We start from the raw sequence: 16,926 nt of genomic DNA, 5'->3' as shown, positions 1-16,926 counted from the left end.
AATAAAAAAAGTTTACAAAGTTTTCTGAAAATCGTATAATTATGCTAGTTATAACGTATTTTTATCACAGAAAGGACGAATGCTATGACCTTTAAAAGCCAATTAATTGTAAATCAACAACCTTTCCATTATATTGACTTAGTTAAAATTGCCGAACATTATCAAGAAAATATCCACAAACTTCCATATGCTATACGTATCTTATTAGAAAGTGTCGCACGCCATCAAAACGAAGAAATCACCGAAGAAGCGTTAAAATATTTGATTCACTATGATGCGAAAAATCCTACAGGGGTGATTCCATTTAAAGTAGAGCGGGTCGTTTTGCAAGATTTTACCGGCGTACCCGCAGTTGTCGACCTTGCAGCAATGCGTGATGCGATGCTCAAATTAGGTGGTTCAGCTAAAGAAATCAATCCTGAAATTCCTGTTACTTTAGTTGTCGACCACTCTGTTCAAGTCGATGCTTTTGGTAATCCGCAAGCCATCACCTTAAATACTGAGCGCGAATTTGAACGCAATATGGAACGTTATCAATTTTTAAAATGGGCACAAGGATCTTTTGAAAACTTCGATGTCGTCCCTCCTGAAACTGGGATTATTCATCAGGTCAATATTGAATCACTATCCCCTGTTGTCATCGAAAAAGAAGGTCTGCTATTCCCAGATACCCTTCAAGGAACCGACTCACATACCACGATGATTAATGGTTTAGGTGTGCTCGGCTGGGGTGTTGGTGGGATTGAAGCTGAAGCCGCTATTTTAGGAGAAGCTTCTTATTTTCCTACGCCTGAAGTCATTGGCGTCCGTTTTACTGGTCAACTCGCGACGGGCACAACCGCCACTGACCTAGCCCTTTTTGTTACTGAAACTTTGCGTAATGAAAAAGTCGTTGGGAAATTTGTCGAATATTTCGGACCAAGCTACCATCAATTAAGCCTTGCTGACCGCGCCACTTTAGCAAATATGGCACCTGAATACGGAGCAACTTGCGGCTACTGTCCAATTGACCAAGAAACTTTAGACTATTTAGCTTTAACCGGCAGAACGCCTGAATTGATTGCCCAAGTAGAAGCCTATGCCAAAGCCAACCAACTATTCTATGATGAAGAGCAAGAAGCAACTTATACCAAGGTTATCGAAATTGATTTAAGTCAAATCGAACCTTCTCTTGCTGGGCCAAAACGTCCACAAGATCGTATCAGCCTATCCCAAGTCGCCCAAAATTTCACTCAATCTGTCACTGCGCCAAGTGGTCCTAAAGGCTTTGGTTTACCTGAAGAAGAATTAACCAAACAAACCACGATTCATTGGCAAGATGGCACAACGGATACCTTAAAGACTGGTGATTTATTACTTGCGGCGATTACTAGCTGTACCAACACAAGTAATCCATCCGTTTTAATGACTGCTGGACTATTAGCTAAAAAAGCCGTTGAAAAAGGATTAACTGTCCCTAAATATGTCAAAACTTCTCTCGCACCTGGCTCTAAAGTAGTAACAAGCTATCTAAAGGCAAGTGGTTTACTTCCCTATTTTGAGCAATTAGGATTCTATCTCGTAGGCTATGGATGCACTACTTGTATCGGAAATTCTGGTCCATTAGATGAAGAAGTTACTCAAGCAGTGACAGACAGCCAGCTCCTAGCAAGTGCCGTACTTTCTGGTAACCGCAACTTTGAAGGGCGGATTCATCCATTAATTAAAGCCAACTATCTCGCTTCTCCACCATTAGTTGTCGCTTATGCCATTTGTGGAACGGTGCGCAAGGATTTAACCAAAGAAAGCCTGGGTACGGATAAAGAAGGCAAGCCAGTCTACTTAAAAGACATTTGGCCAAGTAGTGAAGAAGTCGAAAGCTATATTCAAAAATACGTCTCAAAAGAAGCCTTTAAAGCGGCCTATGCACATTTATTTGATGCCAATGAACGTTGGAATGAAATCCAAACGACAAGCAGTGATTGTTATGCCTGGGATGAAAATTCAACCTACATCGCCAATCCACCATTCTTTGAAGATTTAAGTGCTGATTTACCTAGTCATGCTGCTTTAGATAATCTCAGAGTGTTAGCCAAATTAGGCGATTCTGTCACAACCGACCATATTTCGCCAGCCGGTAGCATCGGTTTAGATTCAACAGCTGGAAAATATTTAAGTAGCCGAAATGTGCCATACCGCGATTTTAACTCCTTTGGTTCAAGACGTGGTCACCATGAAGTGATGATGCGCGGAACTTTGGCTAATATTCGCTTACAAAACCAACTTGTACCAGAAATTAGCGGTGGTTTCACACGTTTCTTACCTACTGATGAAGTGATGAGTATGTATGATGCGGCGATGAACTACCAAAAGCAAAACATCGGGACGATTATCTTAGCGGGGAAAGATTACGGCATGGGTTCTTCACGTGACTGGGCGGCCAAAGGAACACAATTACTTGGAGTGAAGGCGGTCATTGCTGAAAGTTTTGAACGAATTCACCGCTCGAACCTTGTAATGATGGGCTTAATCCCACTTGAATACACCAATCAAGAAACCGCTCAAAGTCTTGGCTTAACCGGTGAAGAAGTCTTTTGTATTGATTTCCCTGAAAAGCCACAAATCAATCAAACTATTACTGTGACTGCACAAAATAAAGACGGAAAAACCATTACCTTTACCACAAAATTGCGGTTTGATTCTCCAGCTGATTTGCGATACTACCAAAACGGCGGAATCTTACCAATGATTATTAGAAAACAAGCAACGAAATAAGAAAAGAGGTCAGAAGATGAGTTATTTATCAATCAAAGACGGACAACTACAAGTACCCAATCAATTAACTGTCCCTTTTATTCAAGGAGATGGCATCGGTCCAGAAATTTGGCAAGCTTCCAAAAAAGTCATTGATACTGCCATTTATAAACCCTATCACGGACAAAAAACCATTCAGTGGCAAGAAATTTATGCTGGACAAACGGCTTTTGAAAAATTCGGCACCTATCTTCCTGATGAAACATTAGCAACGATTCAAGAAGCGAAACTTGCTTTAAAAGGTCCCTTAATGACACCTATTGGCGAAGGATTTCGCTCATTAAATGTGACCTTGCGCCAAACGCTTGATTTATTTGCTTGTGTGCGTCCTGTTCGCTATTTTTCCGGCGTTCCTAGTCCTTTAAAACATCCCGAAAAAACAGATATGGTCATCTTCCGCGAAAATACTGAAGATGTCTATGCAGGCATCGAGTTTCTCGCTGGTCAAGCAGAAACGACACAATTAATCGAAGTGTTAAAAACACAATTTGGTGTCCAAAAAATTCGTTTCCCACAAACTTCATCGATTGGAATCAAACCCGTATCCAAAGAAGGAAGCCAACGTCTGATTGCCGCTGCGATTGACTATGCATTAGCGAATAAGCGAAAATCTGTCACCTTAGTGCATAAAGGTAATATCATGAAGTTTACCGAGGGACATTTCAAAAAGTGGGGCTATGATTTAGCAGAGGAAAAATATACCAATGTATGCTTTACCATGCAGACTTTTGAAAAAATTGCAAAAGAAGAAGGCAAAGAAGCTGCTCAAAAAGCCCTTAACGATGCCCAAAAAGCTGGCAAATTGATCATTAAGGATGTGATTGCAGATAATTTCTTACAACAAATCTTACTTTATCCAGAAAAATATGATGTCATTGCTACTTGTAACTTAAATGGTGATTATATTTCTGATGCCTTAGCTGCTCAAGTCGGTGGCATCGGCATTGCACCAGGTGGAAATATCAATTATCACACCGGACACGCGATTTTTGAAGCGACTCATGGCACAGCACCCGATATCGCCGGTCAAGGAAAAGCCAATCCATGTTCGCTACTCTTATCTGCTTGCATGATGCTTGATTATGTCGGTTGGCAGGCAGCGAGTCATCGGATTATTTGTGCGATTGAACATGCCATTCGCAATAAAACGGTCACCAGTGATTTTGCCCAAGCGATGAAAGAGGCCACGCTACTTTCCACTCAAGAATTTGGCGACTTACTCGTTGACTTAATGGAATAATCAATCAATAAACTAGCTACAAAGAAAAGTAGCTAGTTTTTATTTCTCATCAAACTCAAAACATGATAGAATACAAATAAACAACAAATGCAAGAGGTGTGCCATGGATTTTCGTGAATTAGATGCTTTAAAATGTAAAATGGATCAATTTCGTCCACTGACAAAAGGGCAAGTTGAAGCAATTGAACGCGAAAAAAAGATTGAACACGTTTGGTCTTCTAATGCGCTCGAAGGTGGTACCTTGGACAAATATGAAACAGCAGCCATCTTAGAAACAGGTGCTACGATACATGCTACACCTGTCAAAGAAATTTTAGAAACGCTTGATTTAGGAAAAGCTTTTGATTTTGTTTACGAACTAGCCTTAGGACAGGTGCCCTTAAACGAAGAAATCATCCAAAAAATCAATCAACTCGTAACGATCAAATCCGCGGATAAAGTTGAATTAGCAGGAATGTATCGACTAAATGCTGCTTATCCGTATGGTGTAGTCGGCGTACATTACACAGATCCTTACCTGATTCGTCAAGAGATGGCCAACTTAATCTATTGGGCACAAGAAATCGCACCTACCTTACATCCAGTTGAATATGCAGCCTTACTTCATCAAAAATTTGTGAGTATCCATCCATTCACTGATGGTAATGGTCGGACAGCCAGACTTTTAATGGAATTTGCGCTGACAAGCAATGGTTTTCCAATCACAAATATTCAGCCAGACAAAAAATCTAGACAAATTTATATGGAAACTCTCGCCAACACACAACGAACAGGAGATACTGAACCATTTGTGGCATTAGTAGCTAATTATGTGAAAGAAGAGTTAGAAATGCGTATTCGGATTTTGGAATTAAACGAAAAAAATATTCGTGAAGCTAAAAGCAAAACAACCAGCTAGGTGTAAAACACATACAACTAGCTGGCTTTTCTTATTGTTCTTATTTGCGTTTAGCTACCAATTCCAAAATTTGTGTCTGACTAATCGGTGTAAAATCTAACATATCCGCTCCTACATTCACAGCATTCGGACCTAGTGTTTTCGCAAAGTACGCTGAATTATTGTTATGCACATGACCGTAAATTAAGATACTGTCGCGAAAATATCCCTCCCACTCTAAAATTGGGTAATGAAACAGGACGTATTGTTGCTTATTTTCTTTGAAAGTATGGTAGTCCTTCACCCATTCAAAAAGTGCAGTGTCAAATTCTGGCTGATTTAAATATTTCTCATGATTACCGCGAATCAGATACTTTCTACCTCTCAAGCGCCGCAATAATTCATTGGCTTCTTGCGCACTTCCTTTATATAAAAAATCACCAACAATAAAAACCTCATCTTTTGGCCGCACGACACGATTCCAACGTCTAATCATCGTTTCATGCATCTCGGCTAAATTTGCAAAAGGTCTATGGCTCATTTCAATAATTGATTCATGGCAAAAATGTAAATCTGCAATAAAAAACTTCATCCTTATCCCTCCACATTTAGCTTACATCTGACTCAAAACCTTTTGAAAAGCGATTTGATTTCTTTGGTCATACGGTGGACAATAAATCGCAAATTCAATCGTTTGAAAAGCATTAGAAAAATCTTGAATCGCACGTATCATCCCTTTTGCGACAATTTCTGGAGGATTTCCAAAGGCGCCACAACCAAACGCACCTAGGATTACAACTTCTACCTTCTGTGCTTGGGCTACCGCTAAAATTTTGCGACAACGATTTTCATGAATTTGCGCTAATTCATCTGGTGAAATCATTTGACGGACATGATTCAGATTCGGTGCTGCACACGTAATGACATCCACTTTTTGCCAGTGATGTTCAGGCAAAGTGGTCGGAAAAGCTGTATCTGACTTAAAAATCACGACATCAGGGGTATAAATCAAGTCATCATTATAGGTAAAATCCATGTGACCAATCTGCAATTTATGCCGATGCGCTTGATAAAACGCCCGCATCATCCCTTGGTCGGTCAAATTCGCATAAAGTGTACTCGTCCGACATAGACATTCCTCTTGTGCATTACTGCCACCGACAACACCGCCGCCTGGATTCGTCGCTGAAGCAAAATTTAGTACGGCAACTTTCTTATCAGGATATTGCATCGCCGCTTGGAATGCCCGTTTATCGGATAGTACGATTAACGCTTTTTGGCTATACCGTAGCTGATTATCCTTGACTAACACTTGATTGGCTGGTACAAAAAATTGTCTGGCAAGACTTTCTTGAACAGCTTGACGTAAAAATGGATTTTGTTGATAAAAATGATAGGTATCTTCAAAAATTTCAATACGTTTGTTGGTTGCTTCAAACTGATTCATAGACGCTCTTTCCTTTCCTAATTCGATCGCTCATTTAGTCGATATTCATGCCAAGTATCAGCTATTTTTTCAAAAGAGGTATACTGTTTACTCTGCGTGTCATAGACTAAAACGGGCACTTTGCCACTCTTATTCACATAACCATCGATAAAATAATGACTGGCTTGGTCGAAATATACCCGACCCAGATATCCCTCATCTCCTGCAACGAAGGACGAACGAAAATGACCGCAAATAATCGTCTTGTAAAATTTTCCCGTCGTAAATGGATACTTGCAAGTAAAAATTTCTGGAGCCGTTGCTGATTTCCAGTACTCCCCGGCTTCTTCATCCACTCCCGCATGAACAAAAATTTGCGTAGGCGTTTCAACATAACGCGGAAACTGATATTTACGTTTCAACCAAGTCAATAATTTTTGATTCTCAGGAGCGTTTAAAAGATTTTCCCGTAATTTTTCTTCAATTGCTTGTAAACGTACATGGATATTTGGTGCATCGCCTTGACTATTTAAGATAGCTTGAAAGTTATGCTCAGTAAAAAAGCTTTCAATCGTCTCAATTCCCATATTCATCGCATATCCGATATAGGCATTTTCCGGTTCAAATAGCCAATCACAAAACCATTCATCATGATTACCTAATAGCACGGTTACTTGGCCAGGATGACGCGTCTCAAAGTCCATAATTGTTTGCAGCACCTGACAAGAATGCCGTCCACGATCCACATAATCCCCTAAAAAAACCACCCTATCTTCCGGCTTTAGAGTTATCAATGTCAACGCTTCCTTTAACGGTGATAAACAACCATGAATATCACTTAATGCATAAATTTTTCCCATCACGCTCACCTCAACACTTATTATATCATTTTCTTTCATTAATTTTGAAAGTGCTGATAGAAGTTTAACCTTACTTATGACAATCAAAAAGCAAAAGAAGAAGCCATCACCTCCTTCTTCACGCAATCAAGCATCAATCTAGATTATGCAGCATTACATGGCGAAGTTTATCACCGCGTCACTAAATAAAACAACAATCAGCTAGGTAGGCTCAATTACGCTTACCTAGCTGATTTGCTTTTTTTGAACGATAAATACATGAACTTTCACTTAATTGTCTTGAAATTCAATCATCAAATTTGGTTGTAACTCCACATAAGGAATACAATACTCAAAAGTCGTTGCCAAGTCATAAATCGATAAATTACCGGATAATCCCGTGTATAGTTTTAACAGCTCCACCAAAGCCCCTACTTGATGATTGCTGTCTAGTATCGCTGGATAACAAGCCGCTACCAACAGACGATTCAAGATAGTGACTTCAGAAAATTCTGCCTGCCCACTCTCTAGTTGCAAGCTTAATATTGCTTGTTGGCTTACTTTAAAGATAATTCTCATCGCATTTCCTCCCACAAACGTTTCGCATCTTTGTCGGCTAACAATGCTAATAATAAATCTGCCTTGGCTTGAGCAAAAGTGGCTAGTTTTGGTTCTAAAGTTTGAATACGTGCCACACAATGCTTTAATTTTTCTTGTAACAATCCAAAGTCAATTTGAAAAGGTTGAAATCCATGCTCAAACAGAAAGTCAATATTTTTCGCATAAGAATCATTACCCAAAATGCCGAGCTGATGAGATTGTTTGATTTGATCTTTAAAATCTAAAATAATTTCTTGCCACTCAGCAGTCCCTTGGAATCGTTGCATGGCTTGTTCCATTTGCTCTTTCCAATCAGGAATCCGCAAGCAGCGCCCAAAATCCATATTGTAGGGTTGAACACTTTCAAAACCAACTAAGAAAACAAAATTCGTACTATTACCTTTACGATCTTCATTTCCCAACAACAAATCAAAGGCTGCTTGTTTAACAATAAACGCTTTAGCTTCTTGCACTGTTAAACCATAGCGTGTAAAAAAGGCAATCATACTTGACAAAATGGCTTGATTGTCACTTTTATTTTTAATCGCTTGCTCAAATTCATCATACTTGACCAAATATTTCTCAAAGGCCATGACACTACGGTCGGTCAGCACACTTTCTAAACAGCCGGCACGGACATAATTGGGTGCAGAAGTTCCAGTGATAGGTTGGGCATTGACTTTAGGAATCACTTTTTCAAAACGATAAGTCAGGCAAGGAAAATCCTCATCTGCTACCATACTTTCAACAAAACAAGACACAATCGACTCCACCACGGAAGAATAACTCACATCATATTCGGCTTGTAAGTAAAAATTATCCCCATGACGCTTGGAAATCGTATCTAGTTTCAAAAAGCGATTATCCACTTGTTCTTGATCCAAAATAAATACCGGACCTTTTAATTGTGCACCTTTAAATAAAGGATTGCCAAACGATTGGGGGTGTTTATCCCCTGGTATCAAGTGAAGGGTATCTCCTTGATATTTTCCTTGCATCACATAAGACAGCAAATTATCCATACCGCACCTCACAAATTATAAATTTTTATCACGAATCATTTGTATTGCTTGTTCTACTGTTACTTTTTCTAGCAATAACGAGAAAATTGGTAACGACAATTCATCAAAATACGCCGGAACAACAGCAGTGAAATAATCGAGCGTCGCAAGTGGAGCTAGCTCAAACACATCATAATCAACGAGAGAAGTACAACACAAATCATAGCCGCCATCTTCTGTAATGGTAAAACGTGGGGTATAAAAGTAACTATATGGATAGATTTCTCCTTGTTTTCCATCATTTGTTGGCATCCAGACCATCGCATTGATATAGTTTAATAAGCGATAAAGACCGGCTAAATGATTTTTTCTTTCTCTTATCCATTTCGTGGCAGTAGCGGAATAGTGTACTTTAATCTCCATACAATTATTATGAAAATAAAAATCAACTCCAAGCAATTTGCCAGGGCAACTTTCACAATCAAGTAAACTCACAACTAAACAAGCGCCACTTTCACTCACAACCGTTTCGAAAGGTAATTGGCGCCCATTCAAATATCGCTTCACACTTTTTTGGACAGATAATGGATTGGTACTCATCGAAATTTCCTCCTAAGCTTTGATTTACATCGCCTCTCCCTTGCCATCTTCACAAGGGAGAGAACTAAATTGAGTTAATCTTTAAAAACAAAAGGATCTAATTCTGATTTTAAGGCTAAGTATACTTGTGTATTTTGAACAGTTTCATCTAAAGCAAAAGTAATACTATCAAAATCATTTTTAAAGGCTTTAACCACTTGGAAAACTTCTTTAACAAAGGCTTGTACGTTTACGATTTTGTATTTTGAAATATCTAACACCAAATATTTCACTTCATTTTTCATTGCTAATTCAAATACACGCACAAAGTAATCATAGTAAAGCAAGTCAGATTCATTTGCTTTTTGTTGTATCACAGTTGGAAATACGACTTGGTTTTCTTGTAATTGATCATGTTTTACTTGAGTATTTCCAGAACTAAACATTCTTAAATAGCGATACATTTTGCCAAGTTTCATATTTTTCTTTGCTTCCTGAGTCGCAGAATAAGGAGAAAGGGTAATTAAAGCGGAGTGAAAGCGTTGTTCATCATAAATGTCACGATAAGCTTCTACTCTATCCAATTCATATTCACGATAATTAAGTTGGATATGGTTCATATTAGCAATCGCGCTCATACATACCCAAGTCATCGCTACTTCTTCTTTTACGCCTTTTTCTACAGTACCTTTCATCAAACATCAGCCCCTTTGTAAGATTCCTGTAAGTCAAGCAGTTATCTCTCACTTACAAGACTCATCTTACATTAGCGAAATGCCTAATTTGGTCATTTGTGGGTATTTTAGCACCGTTTTTTGTTTTTTATCTACTGTTTAATGTATAAACAAAAGCTAAATAATTCGAGAAATTCCCAATACGTTGACGATGCGATTGAACATCTTCTTTTGTTCTTTTTTCAATTTTTTGTTGTAAAAATAATTGCTCCGTCCACCTCTCAGATTGCCATCCCGATTGCTCAAATAAGCGCTCTAAACTTAAGAAACAACCGATCAAGTTATTGTGCAGACTTGTTCGAGAAGCATCGATATTTTGCTTTTCCTCTTTAGACATGAAAGACCATTGCGAACGAATATAACTGTATTCAATTGCATAATGAATACAGTCGTTCCAAATCCATTGAAAGTCCTCATCCTGTGTATCGGCTTGTGACAAAATTTCATGATGAATACTCTTCATCGTTTCAAAATCCATACTTTCATTCAAAGTAAGATAATAATCAAAAGTTTGTTGCATTATAAACCTCCTATATTAACGCCATGAATAGTAAAAAAATAGCCTAATGAATACTTTTAGACTATTTTTGTTAACTCAAAAAGTTTTATCTAAATTTCACTTAAAAGTATTGATATTTCAAAAAGCAAAAAAGCATTTGAACACCCTCGCTTTCTAGTAGAATAAAGTTGACAAAATAACACTTCCAGAAAGGATGATTCAAATGTCTACTTCATAAATACACCGTTTAGTCAAAACAATCAATACTAAAATGAAAATGATTCGTGAACATCAGAATATTTTTCATCCATTTAATACAGTAATGAAGCTTTTTATTCGAATCTAGGCATTTGACTTCTACCATAATAAATAGATTAACCCACAACTTGCTTTTGATTTTCAAACGAGTTAGTTATTCTTTACTTTCAGCTCCATATATTTATCTATCGCACTTTTTACATGTTTATAATAATTATCCGACCACTTCCAGTCTGATTCTGGATGATAATTTGTCAGAATGCTAGCGTTTCCATTTTCCAAATCAAACACTTCATCCTGCTCATTCACAAAACTACCTCTAACACCTAACCAATCAACTAATTCAGCAAAACTTTCGAAAGTGTTCAAAAATAAAGCGGTATTGTGTAATTTAAAGGCATTTTTCAAACGGCATTCCTCCGCATTTTTTCCATTTTCATAATAAACTTTCAAATCTAATAAAGTGGAATCGATGCGGTCACCAAAAACAGCAGCGCGCGACATATTAATACCGTTTTTCTCTTTTGGGAAATGAAAAATTGGATATTTACGATATTTTTCATACTCGGCTATCATATTTTCTGTATAGCCGTACATTGTATAGATTCTCTTGAAGGAAAGTAAGGCATCTGCTGAACAGGCTACACCACTCTGTTCTCTTATATCATAACCATCCGGATCAATGTATACGTCATAAGCAATCGCCCATAAATCCTCTTCGGTTACGCCAGGCAATGATTTTAATGCAAGAATTTCTTGAAAATTATTTATATCCCATTTATAAACATCCTCATATGATTTTAAAGGTACAGACTGAACTCTAGCAGGGACTTTTATGCCATCAGGAACCTGACCTTTAAAATAATTTTTTAGCATTTTATCCACTACATAAGTATCTTTATACTCTTTATATAGTCTTGTATCTAGGAAATCTTCTACTTTTAGCATAACTATCATCTCCAAATAAAGAATTTTATCCAAACAATCTTAATCCTCGCAACATGGCTTATGAATTTTCTCTACTTAACCAACTTTTCATGGTACGACTTCGACAACTGCATTCGTCCGTTCTTACAATTAAGCTACACCTTTCATACTAACGCCTTCTTTATGTATCATTTATGTAATCACCTTACACACTTATTTATACCAAACCAAAATGCCCCTATACGTCATTTCGGCTCAATGAAGAGATTGTTTTCGTTATCAAAAAAACTTTTTTGCACTTTATTTATCTCTACTTTCAAATCATCCAATAAATTTTGAATTTTATTTTTCATTTGTTTTTGTCCTCTTTCAGGAATCACAAAGGCTTGCACAATATCAGGACTGAGTAGCAAACAGCGTAACATCCCTTCTTTGGTGGCGCGTATTTCAACATCATAATACTCTTTTTCCTTTGTATATAAACGAACTACACTATTAAACAGACGAATTAAACGGGTCAAATCTTCCTTTTTAATACGCAAAATATAATTTTCCACTTTTCCGCCCATCATTAATGGATAATAGTCACTGCGATTGGCTTTAAGATTGTCAAAATTCGAATGATCGATTGTATAGGTAGTTTTAGTTATCTGAATATCTTTCATCAGTTCAACACGGTAATTATATTTGTTATTCGAATCCGAAAATTTGACTTCTACATAATAATAGCCATCTTTTAAATAGACTGCTGGGGTTGCGCTTGCGTGATTTCTCGTTGGTTCTTCAGGATTAACCGCGTTTCTTTCCCATAAAATTCATACCCACAAAATGTGAAATCTATGGCTCTTTTATTTTCCATCGCCAAACGGATTTGTGCTATATTTTTAATTAAACTTGTTTTAACTGCACTTTCAGTAAATAACGTTTGCACAGAATGAGGTTTAATCTCTACTAGTTCATCGTTCAATGCTAATTTTAATTTCAAAATCAAATCATCTTTTTGCTTCTTTGTAAATAATGGGGATGCGGCTAGTAAATCAATAAAAACCTGTAATTCTTCATCTAAAATAGTAGGCAAGTAGTAAAGGTCGGTCTTCATCTCTTCCAAACTATCACCTTTTGTAGAATGAATCGTTCGCAAATCTTTATTTTTTCGACTTACATAATCTTCATATTGCAAAAGATTATCTAATGTCACCCGAACCATCTTCTGACTAATTTGGCTATTATTCCTAGCAACCCCTTCATAAACCGCTTTCTTTTTTGCGGGCTTGTCCATAGAAGAATTATTTTTTAAATATTTTTTTATCTCATTTGAAACAATTAAATCAATCGCTTTTGGTCTGGTTGTATCTTTTCCCATGCCATTTCTCCAATTAATTATTTCAAAGCGCTTTGATACTTATATTGTACTGATTTTCAATGCCCAAAACGGTCATTAAAAGCCTAAAATCGAAAAAAAATTTCGATTTTTAGGCTTTTAAATGATATCTTTTATATAATTTTTCGACAGCTTCTGATAAATCGGCTAATAACTCCTGATCTTTACACTCAATTAACTCCGCCACTTGATAATGTTGCAACAACCAATAACGTAGTCCCAACTTTGAAGATTTGATATACACTTCCACTTCTGTATCGGTTAAAGTTCCTGGAATGATTTCAATTTCATGAGAGAAGCTGTCAACTAATCTGGAAAAATATTCTCTTTGCACTTTTAAGCGATAACGTTTGACTTCTCCTGCCATCATGTACGGATGATTTAAGATATATTTTCCACGATTGATTCTAGCTACCGGGTCTTTTCCCTTATCCTGAACGTCTCTAGGGGAAATTAATTCTATATTGTCCATCAAATCCACACTATGCGTATAGATTTCATTCATATCTTTATGGCGACCAAATGCAAAGTAGCGATGATCATTTAATAATAAGAAATATGGCTTGATTATTTTACGTCCCATCTCCCGCAAAACAATATGCTTTCCATCAGACTCATATACATGCCAGTCATACGCAATATACTGTCTTTTATCAATTGCCTCTTGAATTTTCATCACATTTTCCAGCACATTATGCGTCAAGAAAAATCGTTGTTCACCAAAACTATCATTCACATAAGGGGTTAATTTCACTACATTACGATTTGAAAGGGCTTGGAGTCTTCTAGCTAAACTACTGGCCTGCTCTTTACGGAATATTTTTGAATGCATCACACAATCAATGAGATACTTTAACTCCACATCACTAATACTATTTTTATAATAATATCTTTTTCGCTTTTTTGCTCCGATTATACCAATTATTTGTTGAGAGTTAGGTAAAAGAGCTTCACTTTCTAATAAATGTTTCATGGAGCGAATCACTCGTTTATAAGTAATCTCTTTACCATACTTAGCGCTTAAATATGCAGTTATTTCCTTACAGTTAAGCGTTTTTTCTTGAAGTTCTTTTTTGGTATCCATACTAGTAATTGCGCTCGTGTATTGCTTTAATATCTCTAATATTTCTTGAGTTAGAATCATCTAGTCTCACTCTCCTGGCCAAAATAGCTTTTCTAGTCCTTTTATCGTTGCTTTACTTGGCCAATCAGTCGGAATCACTTTAAACTGACCTTCCTCATAGCACAATAAATCACCATTCCCAATCAATTGCCACCCTTGTTCAGATATATAATTATTCAAAAAAGTATCAATTCCAATAATATTTCCTAATTGAATGGCTTTTTGCGGTGTATGACCGACTACTTGCGTAGGATATTTAGGGTTTGTATGCAGGGTCGTTTCCATGAAGTCAGACCAAATTGGCGAACCATATGGAAATCGTCCGCGCCGGATATAACCCACATGTGTCTGATATTCGTACAATTTTGTTTTATGTTCTTCCTCTGTCATCGTCTCAAAGTTCCAATCCTCTACCTCAAAATCTTGATTAAAACCTGCATGACTCACAAGATAATCATCTAACTGAAAAGCAACCTGCAACCCTAAACCATAAAGTCGCTGTTTGATTGCTAGGATTAATTCAGGATCTTCTGAAGTATAGTGGTTGCGTCGATCAATCATATAAGGCGCATCGTGATTGCCTACCAAATTGATAACTTCAATTCCTTTTTTCAGATGTTCTTCCTTAAAGTCTTTTAATAAGTCCAAAGCTGATAAAAATAATGTTGAATTGTTCTTTTGACCATAAGCATCAACATAATCACCAGTAAAAATCACGCGTTCAATCTTTTCTTGCGCCACCACTTTTGCTACCTTAGGCAAAATCAGCGCCTGTTGTAAATGTAAATCACCAACAAATAAAGTTTTCATCACATACTGTACCGACCCCCAAAAGTTAGACCATAAAATCTAACAATTGGAGGTCGGTATTTTTATGTCCAAATATTCTTTTGAGTTTAAAAAGCAAGTTGTAAATGCTTATCTTAATGGCGAAGGTGGTTATACTTATCTTGCAAATAAGTTCGGCATTCCATCTGTTAATAAAGTTAAACTATGGGTGGATAATTACAATGCATTTGGCGATGAAGGATTAAAACGTTCTAGAAAAAAAGATTTTTATTCTTTTGAAAAGAAGCTTTCTATAGTAGAGTTATATTTATCAAGTGAAATCTCATATCAAGATTTAGCTCTGCAAGAAGGAATTACTAATCCAAGTATGATCGCAAATTGGGTGAGTCGCTTTCGTGCAGCTGGTCCTGATGCCCTAAGACCACGCAAGAAGGGACGAAAGAAAACATTGAATACAACTAATGGCAATACACAAAACAAACCAGTTGAAGAATCTTCTGTTGATACAAGTGCAGAACATGTAAAAGAGCTAGAAGAGGAACTTCTTAAATTGAGAATTGAGAATGCCTTTTTAAAAGAACTGAGGAGGCTGCGTTTAGAGGACGAGGAAAAAATGAGAGAACGGCACTCGTCATCAACAGTCTCCGACGAGAATTCAAACTAAAAGACCTTCTCTCTTATACAGGCATGCCTAAAGCAACATATATGTATTGGCAAAAACGATTTGATAGAGAAAATCCTGACAAAGAACTTGAAGAAAAAATCCAAGAAATCCGTAAGAATAATAAGGATTACGGATATCGTAGAATACATGGAGAGCTTCATAATCAGGGATATCTCATCAACAAAAAGAAGGTTCAGCGAATAGTTCAAAAACTTGGCTTGCAGGTGACATCCTACACACGCAAAAGTAGGAAATATAGTTCCTATAGGGGCAGGACTGGTACCATTGCACCCAACAGAATTCGCAGACGCTTTAATACGCACATACCCCATCAAAAAATCACAACGGATACGACTGAATTTAAGTATTATGAAGTTGATGTCAAAGGACATATGACAATGCATAAGCTGTATTTAGATCCATTTATGGATATGTGTAATGGAGAAATACTAAGTTACGGTATCGATAAGAAACCTTCAGCAAAGAATGTAATGAATGCCTTGGATAAAGCCATTGAAATCACTTCAGACTGCCCTTATAGACGAACATTCCATTCTGACCAGGGTTGGGCATACCAGATGAAGGCATACTCTCACAGGCTAAAAGAAGAACGAATATTTCAAAGCATGTCTCGAAAGGGCAACTGTCTAGATAATTCCGTAATGGAGAATTTCTTCGGTCTGCTTAAGCAAGAGATATACTATGGCGTTAATTACTATAGCTATGAGGAATTAAAAATGGAAATAGAACGATTTATAAAGTATTATAATGAACAACGAATAAAAGAAAAGTTAGGATGGATGAGTCCTGTTCAATATAGGCTCCATCTTTTAGCTGCATAATGAAAACGAGACGACCGGAGTCGTCTCGTAAAAAAGTCTAACTTTTGGGGGTCACCTCAACCTCATACCACTTCCTTTTTTTATCTTTAATTTTTTGCTACTTGCATCTAATCCGGCCTGTCTAGGGAAATCTTAACACATAGCGGATTTCCCTGCCATTCCAGACAACCTTAGCTGCTTGGAGCTGGTCGACCCGGCTCACATCTTTGATCTACGGCGTTCAGCAGCTAGACATTGTGAAATTCGCCCTCCCACTTGTGAAAATCTCCTTTCATCCGATTTTCTCAGTGGGAGGTAAGCACTGCAATTTCTTCTAGGCTTTCCAAGCTACTTCACGACCTCTTCTTTAATTTA

At 37.2% G+C, this 16,926-nt stretch carries 17 protein-coding genes; 4 read left to right on the top strand and 13 right to left on the bottom strand.

Features of this window, described 5'->3' with window-relative positions; translation table 11 throughout:
• The first annotated feature begins 84 nt into the window (after positions 1-84).
• The 3 genes from acnA (at position 85) to I567_RS03090 (ending at position 4,931) form a co-directional block, all read left to right on the top strand.
• A complete protein-coding gene (gene acnA, locus I567_RS03100; RefSeq protein WP_016250787.1) occupies positions 85-2,754 on the top strand; it encodes an aconitate hydratase AcnA in 2,670 nt (889 codons plus the stop codon).
• Positions 2,755-2,770: 16 nt separating this feature from the next.
• Complete coding sequence (icd, locus tag I567_RS03095; RefSeq protein WP_016250786.1) at positions 2,771-4,033, top strand: NADP-dependent isocitrate dehydrogenase; 1,263 nt, start codon at positions 2,771-2,773, stop codon at positions 4,031-4,033.
• Positions 4,034-4,136: 103 nt separating this feature from the next.
• Positions 4,137-4,931: a Fic family protein gene (locus tag I567_RS03090; RefSeq protein WP_016250785.1), complete on the top strand. Its 795-nt coding sequence runs from the start codon at positions 4,137-4,139 to the stop codon at positions 4,929-4,931.
• 40 nt (positions 4,932-4,971) lie between these two features.
• Here the strand turns inward: I567_RS03090 and I567_RS03085 are convergent, their stop codons facing one another.
• The 13 genes from I567_RS03085 to I567_RS03025 all read right to left on the bottom strand — a co-directional run bounded on the left by I567_RS03085 (position 4,972) and on the right by I567_RS03025 (position 15,087).
• Complete coding sequence (locus tag I567_RS03085) at positions 4,972-5,502, bottom strand: metallophosphoesterase (protein WP_016250784.1); 531 nt, start codon at positions 5,500-5,502, stop codon at positions 4,972-4,974.
• Positions 5,503-5,523: 21 nt separating this feature from the next.
• Positions 5,524-6,357 (bottom strand): TIGR02452 family protein, encoded by an 834-nt coding sequence (locus tag I567_RS03080; protein ID WP_016250783.1) that lies wholly within the window; start codon positions 6,355-6,357, stop codon positions 5,524-5,526.
• A gap of 17 nt (positions 6,358-6,374) precedes the next feature.
• A complete protein-coding gene (locus tag I567_RS03075; RefSeq protein WP_016250782.1) occupies positions 6,375-7,196 on the bottom strand; it encodes a metallophosphoesterase in 822 nt (273 codons plus the stop codon).
• 270 nt (positions 7,197-7,466) lie between these two features.
• A complete protein-coding gene (locus I567_RS03070) occupies positions 7,467-7,754 on the bottom strand; it encodes a hypothetical protein (protein ID WP_016250781.1) in 288 nt (95 codons plus the stop codon).
• Positions 7,751-8,797 (bottom strand): hypothetical protein, encoded by a 1,047-nt coding sequence (locus tag I567_RS03065; RefSeq protein ID WP_016250780.1) that lies wholly within the window; start codon positions 8,795-8,797, stop codon positions 7,751-7,753. Before I567_RS03065 ends, I567_RS03070 begins: the two co-directional genes overlap by 4 nt.
• Before the next feature lie 15 nt (positions 8,798-8,812).
• Positions 8,813-9,376, bottom strand: coding sequence for a hypothetical protein (locus I567_RS03060; protein WP_016250779.1), 564 nt, complete (start codon positions 9,374-9,376; stop codon positions 8,813-8,815).
• A 74-nt stretch (positions 9,377-9,450) separates the two neighbouring features.
• On the bottom strand, positions 9,451-10,050 hold the full coding sequence (locus tag I567_RS03055; RefSeq protein ID WP_016250778.1) for a hypothetical protein: 600 nt from the start codon (positions 10,048-10,050) through the stop codon (positions 9,451-9,453).
• 127 nt (positions 10,051-10,177) lie between these two features.
• Positions 10,178-10,609: a hypothetical protein gene (locus tag I567_RS03050; protein WP_016250777.1), complete on the bottom strand. Its 432-nt coding sequence runs from the start codon at positions 10,607-10,609 to the stop codon at positions 10,178-10,180.
• A 387-nt stretch (positions 10,610-10,996) separates the two neighbouring features.
• Positions 10,997-11,794 (bottom strand): hypothetical protein, encoded by a 798-nt coding sequence (locus tag I567_RS03045; RefSeq protein WP_016250776.1) that lies wholly within the window; start codon positions 11,792-11,794, stop codon positions 10,997-10,999.
• A 224-nt stretch (positions 11,795-12,018) separates the two neighbouring features.
• Positions 12,019-12,330 carry a hypothetical protein gene (locus I567_RS13110; RefSeq protein WP_373994573.1) on the bottom strand — a complete coding sequence of 104 codons (312 nt, stop codon included), beginning with the start codon at positions 12,328-12,330 and terminating at the stop codon, positions 12,019-12,021.
• Between the two features lie 179 nt (positions 12,331-12,509).
• Positions 12,510-13,136: a hypothetical protein gene (locus tag I567_RS03035; RefSeq protein WP_016250774.1), complete on the bottom strand. Its 627-nt coding sequence runs from the start codon at positions 13,134-13,136 to the stop codon at positions 12,510-12,512.
• Positions 13,137-13,245: 109 nt separating this feature from the next.
• Positions 13,246-14,298 carry a WYL domain-containing protein gene (locus tag I567_RS03030; RefSeq protein WP_016250773.1) on the bottom strand — a complete coding sequence of 351 codons (1,053 nt, stop codon included), beginning with the start codon at positions 14,296-14,298 and terminating at the stop codon, positions 13,246-13,248.
• Positions 14,299-14,304: 6 nt separating this feature from the next.
• Entirely contained in the window at positions 14,305-15,087 is a 783-nt protein-coding gene (locus tag I567_RS03025; RefSeq protein WP_016250772.1) for a metallophosphoesterase, read from the bottom strand.
• A gap of 64 nt (positions 15,088-15,151) precedes the next feature.
• On the opposite strand from I567_RS03025, the gene I567_RS12340 reads away from it, so the two are divergent.
• A protein-coding gene (locus I567_RS12340) for an IS3 family transposase (RefSeq protein WP_111736150.1) occupies positions 15,152-16,572 on the top strand; the annotation gives its coding sequence in 2 pieces (ribosomal slippage) (positions 15,152-15,719 and positions 15,719-16,572; 1,422 coding nt in all).
• Positions 16,573-16,926 lie beyond the last annotated feature (354 nt).

It is taken from the genome of Enterococcus cecorum DSM 20682 = ATCC 43198 (genome assembly GCF_000407565.1).
GTDB classification, from domain to species: Bacteria; Bacillota; Bacilli; order Lactobacillales; family Enterococcaceae; genus Enterococcus_E; species Enterococcus_E cecorum.
This window is presented reverse-complemented; position numbering and strand designations above follow the sequence as displayed.

Excerpts from the sequence above, each read along its gene's own strand:
- acnA (WP_016250787.1), top strand. The coding sequence starts at position 85 with ATGACCTTTAAAAGCCAATTAATTGTAAATCAACAACCTTTCCATTAT.
- icd (WP_016250786.1), top strand. The coding sequence starts at position 2,771 with ATGAGTTATTTATCAATCAAAGACGGACAACTACAAGTACCCAATCAA.
- I567_RS03090 (WP_016250785.1), top strand. The coding sequence starts at position 4,137 with ATGGATTTTCGTGAATTAGATGCTTTAAAATGTAAAATGGATCAATTT.
- I567_RS03085 (WP_016250784.1), bottom strand. The coding sequence starts at position 5,502 with ATGAAGTTTTTTATTGCAGATTTACATTTTTGCCATGAATCAATTATT.
- I567_RS03080 (WP_016250783.1), bottom strand. The coding sequence starts at position 6,357 with ATGAATCAGTTTGAAGCAACCAACAAACGTATTGAAATTTTTGAAGAT.
- I567_RS03075 (WP_016250782.1), bottom strand. The coding sequence starts at position 7,196 with ATGGGAAAAATTTATGCATTAAGTGATATTCATGGTTGTTTATCACCG.
- I567_RS03070 (WP_016250781.1), bottom strand. The coding sequence starts at position 7,754 with ATGAGAATTATCTTTAAAGTAAGCCAACAAGCAATATTAAGCTTGCAA.
- I567_RS03065 (WP_016250780.1), bottom strand. The coding sequence starts at position 8,797 with ATGGATAATTTGCTGTCTTATGTGATGCAAGGAAAATATCAAGGAGAT.
- I567_RS03060 (WP_016250779.1), bottom strand. The coding sequence starts at position 9,376 with ATGAGTACCAATCCATTATCTGTCCAAAAAAGTGTGAAGCGATATTTG.
- I567_RS03055 (WP_016250778.1), bottom strand. The coding sequence starts at position 10,050 with ATGAAAGGTACTGTAGAAAAAGGCGTAAAAGAAGAAGTAGCGATGACT.
- I567_RS03050 (WP_016250777.1), bottom strand. The coding sequence starts at position 10,609 with ATGCAACAAACTTTTGATTATTATCTTACTTTGAATGAAAGTATGGAT.
- I567_RS03045 (WP_016250776.1), bottom strand. The coding sequence starts at position 11,794 with ATGCTAAAAGTAGAAGATTTCCTAGATACAAGACTATATAAAGAGTAT.
- I567_RS03035 (WP_016250774.1), bottom strand. The coding sequence starts at position 13,136 with ATGGGAAAAGATACAACCAGACCAAAAGCGATTGATTTAATTGTTTCA.
- I567_RS03030 (WP_016250773.1), bottom strand. The coding sequence starts at position 14,298 with ATGATTCTAACTCAAGAAATATTAGAGATATTAAAGCAATACACGAGC.
- I567_RS03025 (WP_016250772.1), bottom strand. The coding sequence starts at position 15,087 with ATGAAAACTTTATTTGTTGGTGATTTACATTTACAACAGGCGCTGATT.